Annotated in this window: 19 protein-coding genes; 13 read left to right on the plus strand and 6 right to left on the minus strand. The window is 64.3% G+C overall.

Going from position 1 to position 23,746, the window contains the following annotated elements:
- Positions 1-9: 9 nt before the first annotated feature.
- Complete coding sequence (locus WS49_RS12350) at positions 10-840, minus strand: MetQ/NlpA family ABC transporter substrate-binding protein (RefSeq protein WP_059528440.1); 831 nt, start codon at positions 838-840, stop codon at positions 10-12.
- 423 nt (positions 841-1,263) lie between these two features.
- Here WS49_RS12350 and WS49_RS12355 point away from each other — a divergent pair, with 423 nt between their 5' ends.
- From WS49_RS12355 to WS49_RS12405, 11 genes are all read left to right on the plus strand, one after another.
- Positions 1,264-2,628, plus strand: coding sequence for a 2-hydroxycarboxylate transporter family protein (locus tag WS49_RS12355; protein WP_059528443.1), 1,365 nt, complete (start codon positions 1,264-1,266; stop codon positions 2,626-2,628).
- A 142-nt stretch (positions 2,629-2,770) separates the two neighbouring features.
- On the plus strand, positions 2,771-4,657 hold the full coding sequence (locus WS49_RS12360) for a sensor histidine kinase (protein ID WP_059528446.1): 1,887 nt from the start codon (positions 2,771-2,773) through the stop codon (positions 4,655-4,657).
- Positions 4,647-6,008: a sigma-54-dependent transcriptional regulator gene (locus tag WS49_RS12365; protein ID WP_059528448.1), complete on the plus strand. Its 1,362-nt coding sequence runs from the start codon at positions 4,647-4,649 to the stop codon at positions 6,006-6,008. Before WS49_RS12360 ends, WS49_RS12365 begins: the two co-directional genes overlap by 11 nt.
- 20 nt (positions 6,009-6,028) lie before the next feature.
- Positions 6,029-6,358 (plus strand): DUF3579 domain-containing protein, encoded by a 330-nt coding sequence (locus tag WS49_RS12370; protein WP_059529093.1) that lies wholly within the window; start codon positions 6,029-6,031, stop codon positions 6,356-6,358.
- A gap of 500 nt (positions 6,359-6,858) precedes the next feature.
- On the plus strand, positions 6,859-7,092 hold the full coding sequence (locus WS49_RS12375; protein ID WP_059528451.1) for a hypothetical protein: 234 nt from the start codon (positions 6,859-6,861) through the stop codon (positions 7,090-7,092).
- Positions 7,093-7,191: 99 nt separating this feature from the next.
- A complete protein-coding gene (locus tag WS49_RS35610; protein WP_059528454.1) occupies positions 7,192-8,382 on the plus strand; it encodes a hypothetical protein in 1,191 nt (396 codons plus the stop codon).
- Complete coding sequence (locus tag WS49_RS12385; RefSeq protein ID WP_059528457.1) at positions 8,382-9,581, plus strand: MFS transporter; 1,200 nt, start codon at positions 8,382-8,384, stop codon at positions 9,579-9,581. Before WS49_RS35610 ends, WS49_RS12385 begins: the two co-directional genes overlap by 1 nt.
- A complete protein-coding gene (locus WS49_RS12390; RefSeq protein WP_179949260.1) occupies positions 9,581-10,462 on the plus strand; it encodes a class I SAM-dependent methyltransferase in 882 nt (293 codons plus the stop codon). The genes WS49_RS12385 and WS49_RS12390 overlap by 1 nt, the downstream gene beginning before the upstream one ends.
- A 6-nt stretch (positions 10,463-10,468) precedes the next feature.
- Positions 10,469-11,164 (plus strand): hypothetical protein, encoded by a 696-nt coding sequence (locus tag WS49_RS36045; RefSeq protein ID WP_223962644.1) that lies wholly within the window; start codon positions 10,469-10,471, stop codon positions 11,162-11,164.
- Between the two features lie 7 nt (positions 11,165-11,171).
- The gene (locus tag WS49_RS12400) at positions 11,172-12,395 is read left to right on the plus strand and encodes a DUF2087 domain-containing protein (protein WP_082725506.1); all 1,224 of its coding nucleotides are present in this window, start codon (positions 11,172-11,174) and stop codon (positions 12,393-12,395) included.
- A gap of 384 nt (positions 12,396-12,779) precedes the next feature.
- A complete protein-coding gene (locus WS49_RS12405) occupies positions 12,780-13,631 on the plus strand; it encodes an alpha/beta fold hydrolase (RefSeq protein WP_059528468.1) in 852 nt (283 codons plus the stop codon).
- A gap of 109 nt (positions 13,632-13,740) precedes the next feature.
- Here WS49_RS12405 and WS49_RS12410 read toward each other — a convergent pair whose 3' ends face one another.
- Positions 13,741-14,181: a PACE efflux transporter gene (locus WS49_RS12410; RefSeq protein ID WP_059528471.1), complete on the minus strand. Its 441-nt coding sequence runs from the start codon at positions 14,179-14,181 to the stop codon at positions 13,741-13,743.
- Positions 14,182-14,279: 98 nt separating this feature from the next.
- Here WS49_RS12410 and WS49_RS12415 point away from each other — a divergent pair, with 98 nt between their 5' ends.
- A complete protein-coding gene (locus WS49_RS12415) occupies positions 14,280-15,170 on the plus strand; it encodes a LysR family transcriptional regulator (RefSeq protein WP_059528474.1) in 891 nt (296 codons plus the stop codon).
- Between the two features lie 233 nt (positions 15,171-15,403).
- Here WS49_RS12415 and opcM read toward each other — a convergent pair whose 3' ends face one another.
- Genes opcM through WS49_RS12435 form a run of 4 tightly spaced genes read right to left on the minus strand, consistent with a single transcriptional unit; the run spans position 15,404 to position 22,306 of the window.
- Positions 15,404-16,939, minus strand: coding sequence for a multidrug efflux transporter outer membrane subunit OpcM (gene opcM / locus WS49_RS12420; RefSeq protein ID WP_059528478.1), 1,536 nt, complete (start codon positions 16,937-16,939; stop codon positions 15,404-15,406).
- A 10-nt stretch (positions 16,940-16,949) separates the two neighbouring features.
- Positions 16,950-20,150: a multidrug efflux RND transporter permease subunit CeoB gene (gene ceoB, locus WS49_RS12425; protein WP_059528481.1), complete on the minus strand. Its 3,201-nt coding sequence runs from the start codon at positions 20,148-20,150 to the stop codon at positions 16,950-16,952.
- Positions 20,151-20,196: 46 nt separating this feature from the next.
- Positions 20,197-21,414 carry a multidrug efflux RND transporter periplasmic adaptor subunit CeoA gene (gene ceoA / locus WS49_RS12430; protein ID WP_059528484.1) on the minus strand — a complete coding sequence of 406 codons (1,218 nt, stop codon included), beginning with the start codon at positions 21,412-21,414 and terminating at the stop codon, positions 20,197-20,199.
- 31 nt (positions 21,415-21,445) lie between these two features.
- The gene (locus tag WS49_RS12435) at positions 21,446-22,306 is read right to left on the minus strand and encodes an alpha/beta hydrolase (RefSeq protein ID WP_059528487.1); all 861 of its coding nucleotides are present in this window, start codon (positions 22,304-22,306) and stop codon (positions 21,446-21,448) included.
- A 173-nt stretch (positions 22,307-22,479) separates the two neighbouring features.
- On the opposite strand from WS49_RS12435, the gene ceoR reads away from it, so the two are divergent.
- Positions 22,480-23,484, plus strand: a complete 1,005-nt coding sequence (gene ceoR, locus WS49_RS12440) for a putative multidrug efflux transcriptional regulator CeoR (RefSeq protein WP_059528491.1) — start codon at positions 22,480-22,482, stop codon at positions 23,482-23,484.
- The last annotated feature ends 262 nt before the right edge of the window (positions 23,485-23,746 follow it).

A 23,746-nucleotide genomic window follows, 5' to 3' on the forward strand; every position in this document is an offset into this window, starting at 1 on the left:
TCGCCTCCGTCACCACGCGATCGCGTACAGCGAGCCGAACGCATTGTCGAGCGCCCGGCGCACCGCCGGCGAGTGCTGGTAGATCGCGATGAACTTGCGGATGCGCGCATCGTTCACGCTCTCCGGCCGCACGACCCACTGGATCGCGAAGTTCTTGTTCTCGGTGCCGTCGAACAGCAGCGCGCTGTTCGGGTCGGTCGTGCCGGCGAGCTTGATGAAGCTCGGGTAGCCCTGCGCAAGGTCGACGTCGTCGAGCGAGCGCGCGAGCTGCGACGCTTCGAGCGGGATGATCTTCAGGTGTTTCGGATTCGACACGATGTCGTGCGTCGTCGCGCGGTAGTCGGCGCCCGGCTTCAGCGTGATGAGGCCCGCGCGCTGCAGCAGCAACAGCCCGCGCCCGCCGTTCACCGGATCGTTCGCGATCGCGACGCGCGCGCCGTCCTTCAGCTCGTCGAAGCGCTTCACCTTCTTCGAATAGAGGCCGATCTTCATGATCGTGCCGGGCGCGATCGATACGAAGTTGTAGCCGCCCTGCTTCTTCGCGTTCTCGAGAAACGGGATGTGCTGGAAGTAATTGACGTCGATGTCCTTGTTCGCGAGCGCCGCGTTCGGCGTATTCCAGTCGGTGAACTCGACGATCCGCACGTCGAGGCCCTGCTCCTTCGCCTCCTTCGCGGCGATCTTCAGCGCATCGATCTGCGGGCTCGTCGAGATGCCGACCTTCAACGGCGCGGTATCGGCACGCGCGCCGTTCAGCATCGCGACGCCGAGCAGCGCGGCGACCAGCAGGCTGGCCACGCGGCCGGGGGAAAAGCGGGTGGAAAAGACGGCATGCAGCATGGGAACCACTCTCCTGTCCAAAGACGGTATCGACGGATGAGCGACGCCGCGGCGAACGCGCGGGCGTTCTCCGGACAGTCGTCGTCGCATCGGAAAAGGATCAGCCGATGATAGAGAGCGGCGGGAAGGCGGTCTACGAAGCGATTGTGCGAAGAAAATCGCGTGCGGCGATATGGCACGCGATCCGCCGCGCGGGCGGCCGCCCGGATGGCCAGTTGGCCGAAATCTCGGCCTGGCCGGCGGGCGAATTCCGAAATCTCGGCCACCTGCGGCTGCAACCCTTTCCGCAGACGAAACAAATCCGTTATGAATCAATGCATTGCGAATATTCCGGCAGGCCGGATTTCTGGCACGGGGGTTGCGTAATAGACGGCACACGATGCCGCGAAGCCATGCAGGCATTCCAACATCAGGAGACACGTCTTGCAGACCTCAATCCCTACCCCCACCCGTGCCGAGCCGATTGCCGAAGCCGGTCCCGCCGCGCGCGAGCGCTTCTGGCCTGAAGGCTGGTGGAAGCTGATGGAAATCCGCATCGGCATCATCCCGCTACCGGTCTACGTGATCCTGTTCGGACTGATCGTCGGCTTCGCGGTGACGGGCAAGGTGCCCGGCGAGATCTCGATGGCGATCGCCGTGCTCGCGTTCTTCGGCTTCACCTGCGCGGAACTCGGCAAGCGCCTGCCGCTCTTGCGCAACATCGGCGCGGCCGCGATCTTCGCGACCTTCGTGCCGTCGGCGCTCACCTATTACCACGTGCTGCCGAAGCCGGTGCTGAACCTGACCGTCGAGTTCACGAAGTCGACGAACTTCCTGTATCTGTTCATCGCGTCGATCATCGTCGGCAGCATCCTGAGCATGGACCGGCGCGTGCTGATCCAGGGCTTCGTGAAGATCTTCATTCCGCTCGCCGCCGGCTCGGTCGCGGCCGCGATCGTCGGCACGGCGGTCGGCACCGCGCTCGGCCTCGGCGCGCGCCACACGCTGCTGTACATCGTCGTGCCGATCATGGCGGGCGGCGTCGGCGAAGGTGCGATTCCGCTGTCGATCGGCTATTCGGAACTGATGCACCTGCCGCAGGGCGAGATGTTCGCAATGGTGCTGCCGCCGGTAATGCTCGGCAGCCTGACCGCGATCATCCTGTCGGGCGCGCTCGACATGCTCGGCAAGCGCCTGCCGCACCTGACCGGCAACGGCCGCCTGCAGGTCGGCGAAAGCGGCGACATGACGCCGGAAAGCGAGGAAATCCGCGGCCACGTCGACGTCACGCACATCGCGGGCGCCGGCATCACGGCGATCACGCTGTACCTCGTCGGCCTGATGGCGCACAAGCTGTTCGGCCTGCCCGCGCCGGTCGCGATGCTGTTCCTCGCGGTGCTGGTGAAGCTCGCGCGCGCGGTGTCGCCGCCGCTGCAGGAAGGCGCGTTCGTCGTCTACAAGTTCTTCTCGACCGCCGTCACGTATCCGCTGCTGTTCGCGATCGGCGTCGCGATGACGCCGTGGGACAAGCTGACCGCCGCCTTCACGATCGTCAACGTCGTCACGATCGTGTCGACCGTCGCGACGCTGATGGGCACGGGTTTCGTGGTCGGCCGCCTGCTGAAGATGTACCCTATCGACACCGCAATCGTGAACGCCTGCCACAGCGGGCAAGGCGGCACCGGCGACGTCGCGATCCTGACCGCCGCGAACCGGATGCAGCTGATGCCGTTCGCGCAGATCGCGACGCGCATCGGCGGCGCAATCGTCGTCACGGTGACGCTGATCCTGGTCGCGCACTTCGGATGACGCGCCGCTGCGCGCACCGTCGCGCAGGCTGCTTCGCACGCGCCGCCGCCGGCCCTGCCGGCGCGCGGCGCGCGTCATTCGGCGCGTCGCTCCGGGAGCCGGTTGCGAATGACCGGTTGCGGACGACCGGTTGCGGGCTTCGATGAGGGCGAACGTGCAGAAGAGCTTCAAGGGAATCCCGTGGTGGGGGTGGGCGTCGGCCGCCGTGCTGTATGTCGGCGTGGCGGGCGCGGCCGTCGATTTCGCGTGGGAACGCGCGATCGACGCGCTCGAGGAAACCGGCGCGCATCGGCTCGACCTGTACGCGTCGAGCCTGAAGAGCGAACTCGGCCGCTTCGAGATCCTGCCCGGCCTGGTCGCCCGCCAGGATGGCGTGCGCACGCTGCTGCGCGCCACGCCGCAAGACCGGCCCGCGCTCACGCACACCGTGAACACGTATCTCGAAGCCGTGAACCGCGACGCGGGCAGCGGTGCCGTCGACGTGATCGACCTGCAAGGCGAAGTGATCGCCGCCAGCAACTGGAACGAGACGATCAGCTTCGTCGGCACCAACGTGTCGTACCGGCCGTACTTCAAGGATGCCCTGGCACACGGCAGCGGCCGCTTCTTCGGGATCGGCACCAACACCGGCGTGCCGGGCGTCTACTTCGCGAGCGCGGTGCGCGACGACGGCGTGCCGATCGGCGCGACTGCCGTGAAGATCAGCGTCGACCCGCTCGAATCCGCATGGCGCGCGCCGGGGGTCGCCGCGATGGTGGTCGACGGCAACGGCGTGGTCGTGATCTCGACCGAGCCGGCGTGGAAATTCACCGCGCTGCGCCCGATCACCGCGCAGCAGCAGCGCGACATCCAGGCGTCGCGGCAATACGCGGGCCGCACGGTCGACGTGCTGCCGTACCGCCACATCGGCGACCGCAGCGCCGCCGCATGGTTCGGCACGTTCCCGGATCCGCGTCACGCCGGCCGCAGCACACGCTATCTCGTGATGTCGCGGCCCGCGCCGCAGGCCGGCGATTCGCTGATGGTGCTGCTCGACATCGCCGGCGCGCGGCGCCAGCAGCAAACCGCGTTCGTGTTCGTCACCGGCGCGTTCCTGATCGCCGCGCTGCTGGTCGGCTACGCGATCCAGCGCCGCCGGGCGATCGTCGCGCGGCTGAACGCGCAGGACGCGCTGCGCCGCGCGAACGACCGGCTCGAGCTGACCGTCGCGCAGCGCACGGCCGCGCTGACGGCCGCGAACGAGCGGATGCAGCGCGAGATCGTCGAACGCGAACGCACCGAGCAGCGGCTGCGCGATTCGCAGCAGGAAGTCGTGCACGCGGGCAAGCTCGCGGTGCTCGGGCAGATGGCCGCGGGCCTCACGCACGAGCTGAACCAGCCGCTCGTCGCGATCCGCACGCTGTGCGACAACGCACGCACGTTCTTCGAGCGCGGCCAGCCGGCGCCGGCATACGCCAATCTCGAACGGATCGGCAAGCTGGTCGACGGCATGGCCGTGCTCACCGGCGAGCTGAAGACCTTCGCGCGCAAGCCCGACGTCGAGCGCGTCGCCGTGTCGCTGAACGAGGCCGTCGCGCACGCGCGGCTCATCTACGATGCGCGGATCCGCGACGAAGGCGTGCAGCTCGACGTGAACATCGCGCCCGGCACGACGGTATCCGCGGAATCGAGCCAGTTGCAGCAGGTGATCGTGAACCTGCTCGGCAACGCGCTCGACGCGGTGCATGACGCGCCCGTGCGGCGCATCGTCATCGAAGCCGACGATGCGGACGCAGCCGGCCGCGTGCGCCTCACCGTCGCCGACAGCGGCGCCGGCATCGCGCCGGAGGTGCTGCCGCACCTGTTCGAGCCGTTCGTCACCACCAAGCCGCGCGGCCAGGGCCTCGGGCTCGGCCTCGCGATCACGTCGCGCATCGTCGAGGCGTTCGGCGCGAAGATCGCCGCGACGAACCGCGACGCCGGCGGCGCGCAGTTCACCATCGAATTCGCGGCGGTCACGCCGCAACAAAGGACAGAGCATGGAAGATGAGATTCGCGTGCTGGTCGTCGAGGACGATGAAAACGTCCGGATCGGCGTCGAGCAGGCCGTCGCGCTCGCGGGGTTCCCGGTCGACGCGTTCGCGTCGGCCGCCGACGCGCTCGCGCACGTCGCGCCCGGCGCACCCGTCGTGATCGTGTCGGACGTGCGGATGCCGGGCATCGACGGGCTGCAGCTGCTCGAACGCGTGATGGCCGTCGATACGCAGATTCCGGTCGTGCTGATCAGCGGCCACGCCGACATTTCGACGGCCGTCGGCGCGATGCAGGACGGCGCATACGACTTCATCGAGAAGCCGTTCTCGTCGGACGTGATCGCCGGCCGCGTCGCGCGCGCGGTCGAGAAGCGCAGGCTCACGCTCGAGGTGCAGGGGCTGCGCGCGGCGCTCAACAACTGGCAGGGCATCGAGGCGTTCGTGCTCGGCAAGTCGCCCGCGATGGCCGACGTGCGCAAGAAGATCCTGCGCCTCGCCGATACGTCGGTGTCGGTGCTCATCACCGGCGAGACGGGCACCGGCAAGGAACTGATCGCGCGCAGCCTGCACGACTTCGGCGGCCGGCGCGATGCGCATTTCGTCGCGCTGAATTGCGGCGGCCTGCCCGAGCAGGTGTTCGAGAGCGAGCTGTTCGGCCACGAGGCCGGCGCGTTCACCGGCGCGATCAAGAAGCGCATCGGCAAGATCGAATGGGCGCACGGCGGCACGCTGTTTCTCGACGAGATCGAGACGATGCCGATTCCGCTGCAGATCAAGATGCTGCGCGTGCTGCAGGAACGCGTGGTGGAGCGGCTCGGCGCGAACGAGCTGATTCCGGTCGATTGCCGCGTCGTCGCCGCGTCGAAGGCCGATCTCTCCGAACTCGCGGCCGACGGGCGCTTCCGCGCGGACTTGCTGTATCGGCTCAACGTCGCGCAGATCGAGCTGCCGCCGCTGCGCGAGCGGCGCGAGGACGTGCCGCTGCTGTTCGAGCATTTCGTGCTCGCGGCCGCGCGGCGCTTCGGGCAGCCGGCGCCGGTCGTCACCGCTGCGCAGGTGTCCGAACTGATGACGCATGCATGGCCCGGCAACGTGCGCGAACTGCAGAACGTGGCCGATCGCTTCGTGCTCGGGCTGACCGGCGACAGCCTGCTGTCGTCCGGTGGCGAACCGGCGGCGGGCGGCACGCTTGCCGAGCAGATGGCGTATTTCGAGCGGATGCTGATCGAGGACATGCTGCGGCGTCACAACGGCAACGTGGCGGATGCGAGCGTTGCGCTCGGCATGCCGAAGAAGACGCTTTATCACAAGCTGCGCAACCTGCGGATTCCAGCGCGCGGCGACGCGGCAGCCGACGGCGGCGAATGAAGCCAAAGGATACGCACGGCATGGATCGCATCGACATCACCGCACGCGGCCGCATCGACGGCCACCTGATCCGCGGCATCACCCGCGCACACAAGACGTTCCGCCCGAGCGACTGGCCCGAACGGCTCGCGGGCGTCATCACGCTGTTCGTCGGCGAGCGGCGGCCCGGCTATCCGTGCGCGCTGTCGCGGCTCGCGATGCCGGTCGTCGACGGCGGCGTCAAATGCCTGTTCGTGTCGGACGAATTGCGTGGCGTGTGCGCCGATGCGTTCGAGTTCGCGATGCAGTTCGCCGCCGACAACGATCTTCTCGTCGAGCTTCAGACCGCGCCGGCGTTGGTGGTGCGCTAGAAATTCCGCCGGCGTCTCCATCCAGCTTGCCCGCCGGTATTAGTTGAATGGCGATGGTTTCGGCACAGCCCGGTAGATCGTCGAGCACGCCTTCATTTGGCTGCACCACATCGGACGACCGCACCCGGCTCGGATGTATGGCGCCCCTCTGAAGCGCTCATGAAAAACCCCGCTCGCGTTATCTGCAAAAAAACTCCGAAGGGTCGGATCATGTTTTGACTTTTTAGAAGTTTAGAGTCGGATGTCTGATCAGATAAATATCTCAATAAATCCCAATAATTCTGACAGGCTATCAAGCACCAAAATCAATAACCATCGGCAGATAAACTCATCCAGCACACTTCGTGCATGGAATGTCTTTTGACTTTAATTTTCTTACAAATGCTTGACACTCACATTTCATTTGGTGCACTCTCACATGGCGGGCAACCTCTCAATGAAAAACGAGGATGTGCGCACCACGTTCCCTAAATTTCGTTTCGTTAAAAAGGAGCATCAATATGACGATTTCCTTGAAAAACATAACGAGAAGTAAAGAGTTGACCGCTGCTGAAATCGAGCCGGTCGTAGCTAACGTCAAATACGCGCAGCGTAATGACGTCGAAATCGAGCCAGTCGTGGCCAACGTCAAATACGCTCAGCGTAACGACATCGAAATCGAGCCGGTCGTGGCCAACGTCAAATACGCTCAGCGTAACGACGAGGAAGTCTCGGCTGTCGCAGAAGCTGCATGAAACCCGCAGTAATACGCATACACCGCTGAATCCGCTCCGTGGGCAAGGGCTTTGGCCTCTTGCTCACCTGCCCATGTTTCGCTGAATGGAGAGTCGAATATGGTCGCGTTGTTGTCGCCGAAATTTGTGAATGAATTATGGGGGAAGCAAGCGGCGGAGCTCACCATATCGCAGATCCCATTCAACGATAAAGATGTGCTGGATGCACTCAAGGAATATTCCACTTGCACGAACGACATTCGATCTCGCAACGCTCATTCTGAAGCCATAACCGCCTTCAATGGAAAGCGCACTCCAGAGCCGCGCCCTGACTTTCTCGTGCTTCCGACCGACACTACGTTTGACGGTTATGTATCGAGAATCGCGCGTCTTGCCGGCGACGACGAATGGACGGTCATGTACTATGGACTTCACGCGGCAAGCCCTGTCATTTGGGACGTCGCAAAGTCCTTCTCAGACCAGCTTGCCTCATCGATAGGCTATCGTCCAGGTGGCCGCGTCGACATTGATTGCTTTATTGGACGATATTCATCCACTTATATCGGAATTCATGCCGATCACGCGCATAATTTCGGATTCACCCTGCGCGACGGGAAAACGATGTTCACCTGGCCTGGAAGCAGGTCGGATCTCGCTGGAATACGATTTCCCGATTACGAACCATTCAAGCCCGAGAGCACTCCGCTCGAGAACAAAACGAATCGAGTAACCTATTTCCCCGAGAACTGGTTGCACGTTGCCGAAACACGATCCGACGTATCGGCAAACGTGAATATCGCTTTTTGGGAAACCGGCAGCGATACGCAGCAAAATGCAAACTACGTGAAGGGCCAGCTTCCGGTGCCCACTCGTACACGCCATGACGTGCGCTCCTCCGGCATCGTAAGCCTCAATCCCGATGATGAGCTGCTGCTTTCGTCCTTGCAGGCCTTGCTCGCCGGTGCATCTCTGAAAAGACGAATGATGATTTCCCAACTCATCTCGGATACCAGTAGCCGCTTGAATGTCGGTCGTCCGATCGTCGAAGTCGATGAACTGGACGACGTCATCTCCCTCAACGCCATCAGCACGCTGCAGTGGATGCCGGTATTGCAGGATGGCGAGATCCTGGTCGCGGCCAATGGCCACTGCAGCAGCTTCCGATACAGTCGCGTAATGCACGACTTTCTGAATCGCTTGTCCACCGGTCAACACGTGAACATTGCGGATATGTCACGCAAGCAAGACCCATCGCTGAATGATGACCTCCTGAGAGTCACCGCTTCGCTGGCGCAATGGGGTGCGCTTTGATGGGGCTCAGAGGTCGATGGGCACTCGTTTTTATCTGTATCTGCCTGTCGTTTGGCAGCTTCGCTGATGAAGCGGCTCAAGTGACCTTTGCCCTGAGACTGGCCGATCACACTTCCTCCGTATCGATGTTGCTCGCCGCGGGTCTCATCGGAGGCATTCTTTCCGGTCCGATCGCTCCGGTGATCCTCGAGCGAAGCGGGCCTCGCCAAACGATTCCTGCGATATTCGTCCTTCAGTCGCTTCTGATCGCGATCGCGTCCCTGGCCAATCAGTTCTGGGGCTACGTCGCCGTGTCAATGGCGCTCGGATCCACCGGGTCCCTGCTGTGGGCGGCAATCATGGTCGCCATTCCGACCTACGCAAGAGACGAACGATACATCGATCGCATCAACCGGATTACGCAATCCATGCGAAACATGGGTTACGTCGGTGGCCCGGCTCTCGGCGGATTGCTATACGGCATGGCCGAGCGTTCGCGGGGCTTGCTGCTGCTGGCGTTGTTGGTATTGGTCGCTGCGCCCGTCACCGCGCTCTGTTTCAATGCGCTGGATTCCTTCGTTCAAAAATCCGGCCAGTTGCCCAAGCAAGACAAGCAAAAGGGCCGGCTGGACCTGCCGGGCCTCTTTCGCACCGCCGGCGTGACCCGCGCGGTCGCCCCGTTGTGGGTGACTGTCGTGCTGACCTCCACGCTCAACGTTCTGTTGATATTTCGCATTCGAACCGATCTGCAGTTCAGTGCCGAAATATACGGATTGGTTGTCAGCGCGTTGAGTGTGGGGCTCATCGTCGGTCCCGTTGCTTGTTCCGGAGTATTGGCGAGGTTCGGCGATGCAGCTGGCGCGTCCATTGCCGCCGGCGTCATCGGCTTCGGCATCTTGTGGCTCGCGTTGAGTGACACCGCGTGGGTCATCATGTGCGCGACGTTTGTGATCGGCTTGGCTAATGGCATCCAAAACGCGCTCACGTCGAGTTTCATGATGAAGGCGATCCCTCCAAAGCAGCGGGTCAACCTGATGCCGGCCTATATATTTTGCATCCAGACTTCGGTATTTCTCGGTTTCATGAGCGCCGGCATGATCAGTACCGCGCATGTGAGCATGGCCCTCGTAGCAGTTGGAGTCGCAACGGCAATCACCGGTGCATGCGGCTTCGCGTTGAATGTCAGAAACCGACCCGGCATGATGACAAAAGGAGCTTGATGATGGATGCAATAGGACGCTTCGGATCAAAGCCAGGCGATACGAAATCGATCAACCTGCAAGCCCCGTTGGATCGCATCGTGTCATCGGGCGTGGCGAATCTCCGAGTCAGCCATTACTACTTCGACGAACCACTGTTCGACGAGTATGAATCGACAACAGTCCGCGCGACATGGGATTTCGCCGCCGCAGAATCCATCGTCCGGGATGGGTACAGCATTCTCGATCTGGGCTGTGGCGACGGCAGACTGCTCCTGCACCTCGCCGAAAAATTCTCACTGCAGGAGAGTTTTGGCATCGACATCTCCCCCATCGCCATCGATCGATTCGAAGCGTCCATCAATCACGGCCACATTCACGCGCTTCGGGGGGACATATTCGACCTTCCGACATCGATCACGCGACGCCGATTCGACGTCGTCACCTTCGGCGATGCAACCGTCAATTTCATTCTGGACGACAACAAGCTCGAAGCGTTGCTCTGTAGCGCGAAGGCTCAGCTGCGCGACTCCGGGTCGCGGATCATGGTCGCCGTCTTCGGCGACGGTACACCCGAGCGTCTTGCGTTCATGGACAAGCGCTGCACGGTTGTGCCATTTCGGCGCAGCAACGGCGAAGCCGCGCTCATCTGGTGGGCCTACAAATACGACAGTGACAAGCTGATCATGCATCGATCGGTCTTCGCGCAATCAGGACGGAACGAAAGCGGAGATATCGAAGGCGTGGTATGCGATCTTCGAGACCGGATGTGGACCCCCTCGACACTCGCTCCCATTGTGAAGGCAAGCGGCCTCACGATCGAGAAAGTCGTCGCATCCGAAGTGCAGGACGGCGCCGCCGTGGGCATGGCGACGGCAATTGTCATATTGAAATCGGCCTGAACCACCATGAGAACAGATCCGATTCGACCGAACTTCTATCGAGGGACGGGGGGATATGCGTGGCAGCTCGCCGAATATCTCCAGGGCGGCCACGTCCACGCCGACAGCAACTACACCCTCGGCAAATCAATGCCGCCGGAGTTACGGAACCCGCTTGCAACCTATCCGGAGTCCCTGCCCCCGGACTCGTCGGTCAGGTGGGCCAGGTCGGTGCGCATTACTCGCAGTGCGCCTCGACTTGTCGGCGCGCGAGGAATTCGATCGTCGCTTGTCGTGGTCGAAAGCGCGCAGGCGTTTGGAGGATTTCGCGATGAAGACGTTCAGGCGCTCGTCGAAGGAACGACGGTGAAGGCGTTGCCGCGTCTGGAGATCAATGGCGTGCCGCACAAAACCGGCACGCTGCTGATTGCGCTATATCGACACGGGTTCATCGAGACCGACCAGACATTTCCGGCATCGCCTCCGCTCCGCTATCTGATCGAGCCCACCTGTATCGTCTCCGACGCTCCGGGAATTGGACGCGTCGCCATCAACCAGCTCAACGGCCGAACCATCCGATTGAGCGAAGCGTCTCGACGTATCTTCTCACTGGACACGCTCTCGGAAGAGATAACGGAAACGCTGCCCCCCACCGTCGTGCATTTTGCGAAAGCCGGCATGTTGAGATTGATCTCCGGAGGAAACGCCCGTGCAACTGATTAGACCCGGAATGGGTACGGAGAATAGCGCTGCATTGATCTCCGCGCTCATCCGCATGGCCCGCCCCGTTACAGTCGTCGAGATCGGCGCCGGCGACAGCACGGTTTTCATCGCGAAGGCGCTCCAGCAGGCTCGGCAGGATTGGCTGCACGACAAGAATCTACTGGATAGCTCAGCATGGCAGGAGCGCAGCGCGCTTCTTGATCCGACAGGAATCCCCGATGTCTATCAACCCAGGCTGATCACCATCGACGACTTTACCGCGGAAGGCTCCTCGGCCGAAGAAGCGTGGGCTGTATTGAAGAATCACGATATCGACGAGCACCTCGTCACATTCGTCAAAAGCAACTTCTACGCACTCGATGAAGCCACCATCGCGTCATGGGGACCAGTCGATATCGCGTGGATCGATGCGGGCACACCCGCCGACGACGTCCGTTTCGTCGCGACACTGTGGGACCACATCGCGCCCGGCGGATACTTGTGCCTTCACGAGCCGACCATGTTGACCACCGTCAACATGGAGGGAACACAACGTGTTCGCAGAGTCAGAACGCCGATCTGGGAGGAGCTGTTTCGCAGGCAGGACAATTCATTCGAACTCGTCACGCTGCCGGAATTGCACAAATACCGCCAGAGCGGCCTGGGTATCCTCCGAAAGCGCCAACAAAGTGAACGTGTGCTCCGTTCGCAACCGCTGCAGTCCGAACTCGTCGCCTTGGGAGAGATTCCGATTCGCAGCAATTATTTGCCGATTGGCGAGGATGCATTGAAACTGCGTCTTCGCAAGGACGCCATCCTTGCCGCGATGACGTCGAGCGAAGCGCGCTCCGTTTACGCTGCGATCGTCCTCGGCAACAATCGTGTTGCCGATATCGAGGAAAAGGTGGGCCTCGATGCGAAGGTCGTCGGCAAAATCCTGACCCGATTGCTGAGCATCGGGCTCATTCAGCGCGACCAGAATGGGTTTTCGGATGTCGGTACGATATGGGGAGAGATGGTCGATCGCCAGCATCGCAGCGCGGAAGATCTGAGCGATCGGCAACTGGAAACAGATATCTCCATCGAGAAGATCGCAACGGCTTTCGCGCCGGATACGCGTTACACCGAATCGGAGATATCCAAGATCTGTCAATTGTTCACAGCCGATTACGCCCGACTGAGGCGCTACCTGGTCGATCGCGGTGTCCTGCGACGTCAAGATAACGTATATCAACGGGTTCTATCGCAATAGCAAGCACTCACCCGATGGATGTCGAATCTGTCGCCGCTAGATGCGGCGTGGCCACGATCGGCCCGTACCAAAACTGGCGTTAGCCGCGGCCGCCCTGCTTGTCACGATGGTCGCCTCTTGAAGGCGCAGGCAATCGTTGCGGCTCTCTCTCGCCCTCTCCTTCCGCGGCGCGATGCGCATCCCCACAAGGCGCCGCATGCTGCCTCCAGCTGCACCCTTAATCATCTGATGATTTGATGCGCTGGCGCACCTTCCCCCTGCGACAAGGGTTTTCAGCCGAACCATCAATAAAATTGATCGTGACGATGAAAATTATGCGTTTTCCTTGCAGCTTGCCGTGAGGCATAGTTGCGACGTGATGACGCACCCATTGAGTTTTCAGTCATGAACATGCGAATCGAGCCGTCGGTGCTCGCGAACCCGGACCTGCAATTTGCGACGCTTTCGTCGGGCATCAGCCTGCCGTATGTCGAGCGGGGGAGCGGCGCGCCGATGGTGTTCGTGCACGGATCGTTGTGCGACTACCGTTACTGGGATCCGCAACTCGCGTCGCTGTCGGCCCATTACCGCTGCATCGCGCCGAGCCTGAGCCACTACTGGCCGGCCGTCGAAGCGGGCATCCAGGACGAGTTCAGCTGGCAGAACCACGTCGACGAGCTCGCCGAATTCATCGACGCACTCGATCTCGGCCCCGTGCATCTCGTCGGCCACTCGCGAGGCGGCAGCGTCGCGTTCAACGTCGCCCGCCAGCATCCGCACCTCGTCGACACGCTGACGCTCGCCGATCCGGGCGGCCCGCTGCAGCAGCCGGGCGTGCGCGAAGCCGCGCTGCCGGCCGCCGCGATCGCACTGCGCACGAAGGCCGTGAACCTGATCGGGGAAGGCGAAGTGGAAGCCGGCCTCGAGATGTTCGTCGATTCGGTGAGCCTGCCCGGCGCATGGAAGAAGAGCACGTCGCGCTTTCGCACGATGGCGATCGACAACGCGAGCACGCTGCCGAAGCAGCTTCAGGATCCGCTGCCCGCGTATTCGCAGCACTCGGCGTCGGACATCGCATGCCGCACGCTGCTGATCGACGGCCAGCGCAGCCCGAAGATGTTCCGCAACAACGTCGACACGCTGTCGCAGTGGATCGGCGATGCGCAACGGCAGACCGTCGCCGGTGCGTCGCACGGAATGAACGCGGCGAGCCCCGCGGTGTTCAACCGTTACGTGCACGAGTTCGTCGCCGCGTAACGCTCGCGGGCGGCATTCGCGCCGCCCGTTGCTTACTCCCCTTTCTCATTCGAAGCGCTGCGATGCGGACTGCCTGCATCGCAGCGCTTCGTCCGCATGCGCGTTCGCGTCACATGATCGGTTCGGGCTTGCGCGTCACCGCATCCGGCAACCCGAACACGCTGTCGAACGACCAGTTATACGCGAACGTGAAGATCGGGAAGAACACGATCAGCACCGCGTCGTACAGGAACGCCTGCACCAGCGACACGTCGAGCCACCACGCGATCAGCGGAATCAGGAACGTCACGAGCGCGACCTGAAAACCGATCGCATGCACGACGCGCCGCGCGACGGTGCGCGTCGTTTCCGCGCGGCGCCGCTCCCAGGCCTCGAACCCGAGGTTGTACAGAAAATTGACGATGACGCCCGTCGTCGAGATCATCACGCCGAGCAGGCCGCTCGTCGTCGCGCTCGCGCCGCTCAGCATGCCGAGCACCGACGATGCGACGAGGATGCCGAGCACCTCGAACATCACGACGTAGACTATGCGTCTCTTCCATCCTTGCATGACCCACCACCTTCATATCGAACGAGGTGGCGAGACTACAGCGGGCACTTCGCCCGCAAAAGTCAGGTCCTTTCAATTTTTCTGACAGGAGGCCGCCGATGCTGACCAGCGACCACATCGACATGCTGCTGACCGTCATCGACAAAGGCTCGTTCTCGGCGGCCGCGCGCGCGCTCGGCCGCACGCCGTCGGCGGTCAGCATGGCGATCGCGAACCTCGAGGCCGAGCTGGACCTCGTGCTGTTCGATCGCGGCACGCGCGAGCCCACGCCGACTGCCGCGATGGCCGCGCTGCTGCCCGATGCGCGGTCGATCGCCGAACGGTTGCAGGCGTTGCGCGCGCATGCGCAGCACTTGTCGGAAGGCGTCGAGGACACGCTGCGGCTCGGCCTCGCGGCGGAGCTCGACGGCGCGCCCGTTGCGCGCGCACTGACCGCCGTCGCCGCGAAATATCCGGCGCTCGCGATCAGCATCGTCACCGCGCCGCAGGACGCGATCGTCGACGCATTGCATCGCGGCGCGGTCGATCTCTGCGTCGCGTACGGCGGGCTCGATCTTCATCCGCAGGAACAGATCCACGCGCTGTGGACCGAAACACTGATCGCCGTCGCCGCGCCCGGCCATCCGTCGATCGCCGAAGCCGCGCATCCCGAGGCGATCGAACGGCTGTCGGGGTTTCGGCAGATCGTCATCGCGGACCCGGAACGGCCGCTCACCGACGTGCGTCCCGTGATCGGCAACCGCACGTGGAAGGTGACCGACATGGCCACCGCGATCGCGCTCGTGAAGGCCGGACACGGCTGGGCGAACCTGCCCGAATCGCTGATCGGCCGGTATGTCGAAGACGGCGAACTGGCGCCGCTCGTGTTCGCGAACATCCGCAACGGGCTGCCGCTGCCCGTGTACCTGCGCCGGCCGAAGTACACGGGGCTCGGCAAGGCGGCCAGCGAACTGGTGCGGGCGCTGCGGGCGGAAAGCGACAGCAGGTAAGCGCTGCGGCGGCGAACGCCGCCGCGGCGTTGGTCAACGCCCGACGACTTGACCGTTAGTTGCAGTTGCTTCGCGTCTTCCGGCAATCCCCCGATCCGCCCTGGGACCTGCAACCGGAGTGACGCGCATGGCGGTCGCGCGACAAAAGGCCAATAAAAAACCCGATCCGCGTCACCACGGATCGGGTTCTTTGATCGACCGCCCGTTACGGCAGCCCGTCGCGGGCCGGCATATCAACGCACGGCGACTTCCTGCTTGCCCTTCCCCGCATCACCGACCGCCGTCGGCGCCGCGCCCCACCCGCCGCCCAGCGCGCGGATCAGGTTGACGGTCGACACGGCCTGCGCGCCGGTCAGCTGGTTCGCCTGCAACTGCGACTGCAGCACCGACCGCTCGCTGTCGATCACGTCGAGATAGGCCACCTCACCTTCCTGATACTGCGTACGCGACAGCGTCGCCGCACGGCGCGACGCATTGACGGCCGCATCCTGCGCGCGAATCTGGTCGTCGAGCAGACGCAGATCGGCGAGATTGTCCTCGACCTCACGGAACGCGACGAGCACCTGCTGCCGGTAGTTCGCGACCTGCTCGTCATACTGCGCGCGCGCCTGCTGCACGCCGGCCGCACGGCGCCCGCCGTCGAACAGCGGCAACGTCAGCGCGGTGCCGGCGAACGGTCCGAGCAGGAACGTACGGCTCGACCACAGGAACAGGTTGCCGAGCGTCGACGCTTCATAACCGAACGCACCCGTGATATCGAGCTTCGGGAAATACGCCGATTTCGCGAGGCCGATCCGCGCGTTCGCGGCCGCCATCGCGCGCTCGGCCGCCGACACGTCCGGGCGGCGTTCGAGCAGCGCGGACGGCAGGCCGGCGGGCACCTTCACCGCGACGGGCACGATCGGCGTCTCCTTGAACGCGAAGTCCGCGGGCGCCTTGCCGAGCAGGATCGCGAGCGCATGCTCGGACGCGGCGCGCCGGCGTGCGACGCCGACCGCATCGGCTTGCGCGGTCGCCAGTTCGTTCTTCGCGCGCGACACGTCGAGCTCGCTGATGTCGCCTTCGTTGAAGCGGCGCTGCACGAGCTTCAGCGCCTGGTCGCGCAATTCGACCGTGCGACGGTACAGGTCCTGATCCGAGTCGAGCTGGCGCAGTTCGAAGTAGTTCTGCGCGACGTCCGCCTGCAGCGCGAGCTGCACCGAACGGAACAGCGCTTCGCTCTGCGCCTGGTCGGCGCGCGACGCCTCGACGTTGCGGCTCACGCGGCCGAACAGGTCGGCCTCGTACGACACCGTGCCCTGCGCGCGCCACAGCGTCGCGGTGGTCGGGCCCGTGCCCTGCGGCTGGAACTGCGACGCCGACGACAGCCCTTCACGCGTCGGCCCGAACCCGGCGCCGACCTGCGGGAACCACTGCGAGCGCGCGGTGCGGGTCGCAGCACGCGCTTCCTCGACGCGCGCCGCCGCGGCCTTCAGGTTCTGGTTCGCGGCGAGCGCCTGCGACTCGAGCGAGTCGAGCACCGGATCGCCGAACACCTTCCACCATTCGCCGCGATGCTCGCCGTCCGCCGGTTCGGCTGTCTTCCACGTGCCGGCCTGTTCGCCGGCCGCGAGCGTCGGCGCTTCCTTGAACGCCGCGGGCGTCGACACGTCCGGGCGCTTGTAGTCGGGCCCCACCGCGCACGCGGCGAGCAGCGTCGCGAGCAGGGTGCTCGCGGCCGCCACCTTCGCGAAGCGCATCAGGCCATTCGAGTTGTGCATGTTGTCCATCTTTTTATCCTCAAGCATCCGAAGCCGGTACGCCCTGGCCCGGCACGCCATAGCCGGCGGAGTCCTTGCCGGCGACGTGGATCTTGCCGCCCGCCAGCGTGCGCAGCACGACGTAGAACACCGGCGTCAGCATCAGCCCGAACAGCGTCACGCCGAGCATCCCGAAGAACACCGCGATACCCATCGCATGTCGCATCTCGGAGCCCGCGCCCGTCGACATGACGAGCGGCACGACGCCCATGATGAATGCGATCGACGTCATCAGGATCGGGCGCAGCCGCAGCCGGCTCGCCTCGATCGCGGCCTCGAGCGGCGTCCTGCCGTCATGCTCCAGTTCGCGTGCGAATTCGACGATCAGGATCGCGTTCTTCGCCGACAGCCCCACCAGCACCATCAAGCCGATCTGCGTGAAGATGTTGTTGTCGCCCTGCGTGAGCCACACGCCCGTCAGCGCCGACAGAATGCTCATCGGCACGATCAGGATCACCGCGAGCGGCAGCGTCAGGCTTTCATACAGCGCGGCGAGCACGAGGAACACGAGCAGCACGCTGATCGGGAACACCCACATCGCCGAATCGCCCGCGAGGATCTGCTGGTACGTGAGGTCGGTCCATTCGAACCGCACGCCGCGCGGCAGCGTTTCATGCGCGATGCGCTCGATCGCGGCCTGCGCCTGGCCCGACGAGAAGCCCGGCGCCGGGCCGCCGTTGATGTCGGCCGCCGTATAGCCGTTGTAGCGCACGACCATTTCCGGGCCGAACGTCGGCGTCACCGTGACGAGCGACGACAGCGGCACCATCTCGCCACGGTCGTTGCGCGTCTTCAGCTGCAGGATGTCGTCCGCGCGCTGACGGAACGGCGCATCGGCCTGCACGCGCACCTGGTACACGCGTCCGAAGCGGTTGAAGTCGTTCACGTACAGCGAGCCGAGATATACCTGCATCGTGTTGAACACGTCGGTGACCGGCACGCCGAGCTGCTTCGCCTTCACGCGATCGAGGTCGACGTTGAGCTGCGGCACGTTGATCTGGTAGCTCGTGAACAACGGGCCGAGTTCCGGCGCCTGCTGCGCGCGCTTGATGAAGTCGTTGGTCGCATCCGACAGCTTCGCGTAGCCGACCGCGCCGCGATCCTCGATCTGCATCTTGAACCCGCCGAGCGTGCCGAGGCCGAGCACCGGCGGCGGCGGAAACACCGCGACGAACGAGTCCTTGATCGCGCCGTACTGCTGGTTCAGCGCACCGGCGATCGCGCCGGCGGACAACGCCTTGCCGTGCCGCTCCGAGAACGGCTTCAGCGTGACGAACACGATGCCCGCGCTCGAGCTGTTGGTGAAGCCGTTCACCGACAGCCCCGGGAACGCGACCGCGCTTTCGACGCCCGGCTGCTTCAGCGCGATCGAGCCCATGTCGCGGATCACCTTCTCGGTGCGATCGAGCGACGCGCCGTTCGGCAGCTGCGCGAACGCGATCAGGTATTCCTTGTCCTGCGCGGGCACGAAGCCGCCCGGCACGATCTTCGACACGAGCACGGTCGCACCCACCAGCACGAGGTACACGCCGAGCATCAGCGTCTTGCGCGACAGCACGCCGCGCACGCCGCGGCCGTAGTTTTCCGCGCCGCGATGGAACACCTTGTTGAAGCGCCTGAAGAAGCCGCCGAGCACGCGGTTCATCGCGCGCGTGAGCCAGTCCTCCTTGTCGCCATGGCCCTTCAGCAGGATCGCGGACAGCGCCGGCGACAGCGTCAGCGAGTTGAACGCCGAGATCACCGTCGAGATCGCGATCGTCATCGCGAACTGCTTGTAGAACTGGCCGGTCAGGCCCGACATGAACGCGAGCGGCACGAACACGGCGACGAGCGTCAGCGCGATCGCGATGATCGGTCCGCTCACTTCCTGCATCGCCTTGTAGGTCGCCTGCCGCGCGTTCATCCCGCTTTCAATGTTGCGCTCGACGTTCTCGACGACCACGATCGCATCGTCGACCACGATACCGATCGCGAGCACCATCCCGAACAGCGACAGCGCGTTGATCGAATAACCGAAGCCGAGCAGCAGCGAGAACGTGCCGATGATCGACACCGGCACCGCGATCAGCGGAATCAGCGATGCGCGCCAGGTCTGCAGGAACACGATCACGACGATCACGACCAGCGCGATCGCTTCGAGCAGCGTGTGCACCACGGCCTTGATCGACGAGCGCACGAACTGCGTCGGGTCATAGACGATCTTGTAGTCGACACCGGCCGGCATGTCCTGCTTCAGCTCGGCCATCGTCTTGCGCACTTCGTCGGAGATCTGCAGCGAGTTCGCGCCCGGCGACTGGTTGATCGCCATCGCGACGGCCGGCTTGTTGTCGAGCAGCGAGCGCAGCCCGTATTCGGACGCATCCAGTTCGATGCGCGCGATGTCGCGCAGGTGCGTAACGCCGCCGTCCGGCGTCGTCTTCACGACGATGTCGCCGAACTCGTCTTCCGTCTGCAGACGGCCGCGCGCGTTCACCGACAGCTGCAGCGGCGTGCCGGGCAGCGACGGCGACGCGCCGATCACGCCGGCCGCGACCTGCACGTTCTGCTCGCGGATCGCCTGCACGACGTCCTCGGCGGACAGCCCGCGCTGCGCGACCTTCTGCGGATCGAGCCACACGCGCATCGCGTAGTCGCCCGAGCCCCACAGCTGCACCTGACCGACGCCCTGGATCCGCGACAGGCGATCCTTCACGTTGATCAGCGCGTAGTTGCGCAGGTAGGTCATGTCGTAGCGGTTGTCCGGCGAGATCAGGTGGACCACCATCGTCAGCGTCGGCGAGCTCTTCACCGTGGTGATGCCGAGCCGCTGCACGTCTTCCGGCAGACGCGGCAGCGCCTGGTTCACGCGGTTCTGCACGAGCTGCGTGGCCTTGTCCGGATCGGTGCCCAGCTTGAACGTGACGGTGATCGTCATGTTGCCGTCGCTGTTCGCCTGCGACTGCATGTAGAGCATGTCCTCGACGCCGTTGATCTGCTCCTCGAGCGGCGACGCGACCGTCTCGGCGATCACTTTCGGGTTGGCGCCGGGATACTGCGCCTTCACGATCACCGAAGGCGGCACGACTTCCGGATACTCCGAAATCGGCAGCAGGAACATCGCGATCACCCCGCCGAGCAGGATGATCACCGATAGGACTCCTGCAAAGATCGGCCGGTCGATAAAGAATTTTGAAATGTTCATGTGTGGCTCTGTCTGGTTGAACGCGGAAACCGTAGCGGCGGGCCGCTTACGATTCCGCCTTCGCCGGTGCGGCCGGCTTCGCGTTATCCGCGAGCGGCGCGGACGGCGCATCGCCGCCCGTCATCGGGACCATGTGCGGCTTCACCTGCTCGCCCGGGCGCACGCGCTGCGTGCCGTTCACGATCACGCGATCGCCGGCGGACAGGCCGCTCACGATCACGCGCCGGTTGCCGTGCTGCAGGCCCTGCTGCACTTCGCGATACGACACGCGGCCCTGCTGGTCGACGACGAACACGAACTTCTTGTCCTGGTCGGTGTTGATCGCCGCGTCGTCGACGAGCAGTGCCTGGTGCGGCGCGCTGCCGCCCACCTTCACGCGTGCGTAGAGACCCGGGACGAGCGCGCCGTCCGCGTTGTCGAAACGCGCGCGCACGCGGATCGTGCCGGACGACGTGTCGAGCCGGTTGTCGACCGAGTCGATCTCGCCGCTGCGCGAGTAGCCGGTTTCATTCGCGAGGCCGAGCTCGACCGGCACCTTGCGGCCGTTGCGCGCGCCGTTGATGTATTGCAGGTAGGTCTGCTCGTCTGCGTCGAACGATGCGTAGATCGGCGACACCGATACCAGCGTCGTCAGCGGCGCGGCCGACGCGCCGGCCGACACGACGTTGCCGAGCGTGATTTCCGCGCGCGACACGCGGCCCGACACGGGGGCGGTGATGCGCGTGTAGCCGAGGTTGATGCGCGCCGTTTCCAGCGCGGCTTCGGCGGCCTTCAGGTTCGCGCTCGCCTCGCGCGCGGCGTTCTGCTTCTCGTCGTAGTCGCGCTTCGCGATCGCGTTGTCGCCGATCAGCCGCTGCGCGCGCTGCCAGTCGCTCTGCGCGTAACCGTTGCGGGCCTGCGCGGCGGCGAGCTGCGCGGCCGCGCGGTCGGTTTCGGCCTGATACGGGCGCGGGTCGATCACGAACAGCACGTCGCCCTTCTTCACGAGCGCGCCGTCCTTGAAGTTCACCGCGACGATCGTGCCCGACACCTGCGGGCGCACGTCGACTTTCTCGACCGCCTCGAGGCGGCCCGAATAGCTTTGCCAATCGGTGACGGTCTGCGGCACGACGGTCGCGACGTCGACTTCCGGCAGCGGTGCCGCCGCTTTCTCGGGTGCGTTCGCGTTCACGCGCATCGCGCCGAACGTGCCGAGGCCGACGACGGCGAGCGTCACGATCGCCGCGGTCGCGATTCGGGAGCGGGAGGTGCGTAGGATGGCCATGTGGATCTCCAATAAGCGTGGATTGGTCTGGTTATTCGGAACGGTTCGGCTGGCGCGCCTGGAAGCGGCACTGGAAGAAGCGCACGGCTTCCTCGAGCGCGGCTTCGTGCGTCGCGAGCGACGCGTGCGTGACGTCCGGGTAGCGGATCACCTGCGTGAGCACGCCCGATGAAATCAGGCAGCCCGCATATTTCTCCGCTTCGACGTGCAGCACGTCGTTCTGCGCGGTGACGACGAGCGTCGGCGGCAGGCCCGCGAGGCGCACCGATTCGAGCGGCGCCGCATACGGGTGCATGCGCTGCGCCGCCTGCGGCAGATAGGCGCGATAACAGGCCGCGCATTCGCGCGCGGTGATGTCCGATGCAAGGCGTTCGGCGTCGCCAATGCGCGTCATGCTCGGGTCGAGCATCGGCCCGAACAGCGCCTGCGCGGCGATCGACACTTCACCGCGATCGCGCGCGATGAACGCGAGACAATTCGCGAGCTGGCCGCCCGCGTCGTGCCCCGCGACGCCGATCTTCTTCGGATTGCCGCCGAACGCGCGGGCGCGCGTCGCGGCCCATACGGCGGCGCGATACGCATCCTCCGGCGCGGCCGGAAAAGGAAAGGCCGGCGCGAGCGAATAATCGACCGACACTACGAGAGCTGGTAAGCGTTCTGCTAAAAAGCGCGCGGCGAAGTCGGCGTCGTCGAGCGTGCCGCGCACGAAACCGCCGCCGTGGAAGTAAAGCACTACCGGCAGTCCGGTCTTGTCCGCACGCCGATAGAGGCGCAGCACGATGTCCTGCGCGTAGCCGGGAATTTCCACCTCCGCGACCGTCAATGCCGCGCCGGCTCTGGCTTCGGCGGGCAATGCGGCTTTCAGGAATTTGCTGAATTCAGAAGCGTCCATGACGATGCAGCATCCATTTCGAGATGGAACGAATTCTGGGTCCGGCAGACATTGGGATAAATGCCTATAATCCGGCAACACAATTCAACACCCCCGAACAATCCCAGGCTGCGCCGCCTACAAAGCGGCGCAGCCTTCTTGTTCCGGCGGCAAATTAGATTGCGGAGGTTGTGATGGACCGGCTTCAGGCCATGCAGGTGTTTACTCGCGTCGTCGATACAAGCAGCTTCACCAAGGCAGCAGAAACGCTCAGCCTGCCGCGGGCATCCGTCACGACGATCATCCAGAATCTCGAAGCATTCCTCGGCGTGCGCCTGATGCACCGGACCACGCGCCGCTTGTCGCTGACGCCTGACGGCGCCGCGTACTATGAGCGCTGCGTGCGGATCCTCGCCGATGTCGAGGAAACCGAAGCAAGCTTCCAGAACAACAACCGGAAGCCGCACGGAAAGTTGCGTATCGACATGCCGGGCTCGATCGGGCGGCTGCTCGTGATTCCGTCGCTGTGCGAATTCCACACGCGCTATCCGGACATCGACCTGCAGCTCGGCCTGTCCGACCGACCGGTCGACCTGCTGCAGGAAGGCGTCGACTGCGTGATCCGCGTCGGTGCGCTGCAGGACTCGTCGCTCGTCGCGCGCCGCGTCGGCCTGTTCGAATGCGTGTCGGTGGCGTCGCCCGCGTATCTCGAGAAGCACGGCGAGCCGCACGCGATCGAGGACCTGAGCGACCACCGGGCCGTCAACTACTTCTCGAGCCGCACGGGCCGCACGATCGACTGGACCTTCCTTACGGACGGCAAGGAAGTCGAGGTCAAGATGAACGCGATCGTGTCGGTCAACGACGCCGATGCGTACGTGACCTGCGGGCTCGAAGGCTTCGGCCTGATCCAGCCGCCGTTGTTCATGGTGCTGCCGCACCTGCGCGACGGCCGGCTCAAGGAAGTGCTGCCCGGCCTGAAGCCGCTGCCGATGCCGATCTCGGTCGTGTATCCACACAGCCGGCATCTGTCGCCGAAGGTGCGCGTGTTCGTCGACTGGATCGCCGAAGTGTTCGACCGCTGCCCGTTGCTGAGCGGCAAGGGCAGCCTCGACGCGACGTGCAGCAAGCGCACGTTCGAGGAAGCCGAGCGCGCGCCGGCGCTCGATACGCCGGTCATCAACGAGTGGGTCGCGTAATCGTCTGAACCGCGGCGCGCGGGCTGTCCGGCCCGCGCGCCGTCCCGCCTTCGCGCCACCTCCCTCGCCGCGCACCTCGTCTTTTCCGAATCCGCATCACACCTTTTCGCCGCATGCGGCAATTGCCCGCGCACGTCATCGGGCGAGCGGCGGCATACCGCCGCGAGGCCCGCTCCAGGCGGCTGTGGGCGATTTCGACATCCCCCCGACGACGTTGCGAATCGCGATTGTTCCTCGATCACGACAAATCAATTCGCGTCTG

It is taken from the genome of Burkholderia sp. RF7-non_BP4 (assembly GCF_001521935.1).
GTDB lineage: Bacteria > Pseudomonadota > Gammaproteobacteria > Burkholderiales > Burkholderiaceae > Burkholderia > Burkholderia diffusa.

Coding starts and splice junctions, on each gene's coding strand:
- ceoA (WP_059528484.1), bottom strand. CDS start 21,414: ATGGCCATCCTACGCACCTCCCGCTCCCGAATCGCGACCGCGGCGATC.
- WS49_RS12405 (WP_059528468.1), top strand. CDS start 12,780: ATGAACATGCGAATCGAGCCGTCGGTGCTCGCGAACCCGGACCTGCAA.
- ceoB (WP_059528481.1), bottom strand. CDS start 20,150: ATGAACATTTCAAAATTCTTTATCGACCGGCCGATCTTTGCAGGAGTC.
- WS49_RS12360 (WP_059528446.1), top strand. CDS start 2,771: ATGAGGGCGAACGTGCAGAAGAGCTTCAAGGGAATCCCGTGGTGGGGG.
- WS49_RS12410 (WP_059528471.1), bottom strand. CDS start 14,181: ATGCAAGGATGGAAGAGACGCATAGTCTACGTCGTGATGTTCGAGGTG.
- WS49_RS12370 (WP_059529093.1), top strand. CDS start 6,029: ATGGATCGCATCGACATCACCGCACGCGGCCGCATCGACGGCCACCTG.
- WS49_RS12365 (WP_059528448.1), top strand. CDS start 4,647: ATGGAAGATGAGATTCGCGTGCTGGTCGTCGAGGACGATGAAAACGTC.
- WS49_RS12350 (WP_059528440.1), bottom strand. CDS start 840: ATGCTGCATGCCGTCTTTTCCACCCGCTTTTCCCCCGGCCGCGTGGCC.
- WS49_RS12385 (WP_059528457.1), top strand. CDS start 8,382: ATGGGGCTCAGAGGTCGATGGGCACTCGTTTTTATCTGTATCTGCCTG.
- opcM (WP_059528478.1), bottom strand. CDS start 16,939: ATGGACAACATGCACAACTCGAATGGCCTGATGCGCTTCGCGAAGGTG.
- WS49_RS12375 (WP_059528451.1), top strand. CDS start 6,859: ATGACGATTTCCTTGAAAAACATAACGAGAAGTAAAGAGTTGACCGCT.
- WS49_RS36045 (WP_223962644.1), top strand. CDS start 10,469: ATGAGAACAGATCCGATTCGACCGAACTTCTATCGAGGGACGGGGGGA.
- ceoR (WP_059528491.1), top strand. CDS start 22,480: ATGGACCGGCTTCAGGCCATGCAGGTGTTTACTCGCGTCGTCGATACA.
- WS49_RS12400 (WP_082725506.1), top strand. CDS start 11,172: ATGGGTACGGAGAATAGCGCTGCATTGATCTCCGCGCTCATCCGCATG.
- WS49_RS35610 (WP_059528454.1), top strand. CDS start 7,192: ATGGTCGCGTTGTTGTCGCCGAAATTTGTGAATGAATTATGGGGGAAG.
- WS49_RS12390 (WP_179949260.1), top strand. CDS start 9,581: ATGATGGATGCAATAGGACGCTTCGGATCAAAGCCAGGCGATACGAAA.
- WS49_RS12415 (WP_059528474.1), top strand. CDS start 14,280: ATGCTGACCAGCGACCACATCGACATGCTGCTGACCGTCATCGACAAA.
- WS49_RS12435 (WP_059528487.1), bottom strand. CDS start 22,306: ATGGACGCTTCTGAATTCAGCAAATTCCTGAAAGCCGCATTGCCCGCC.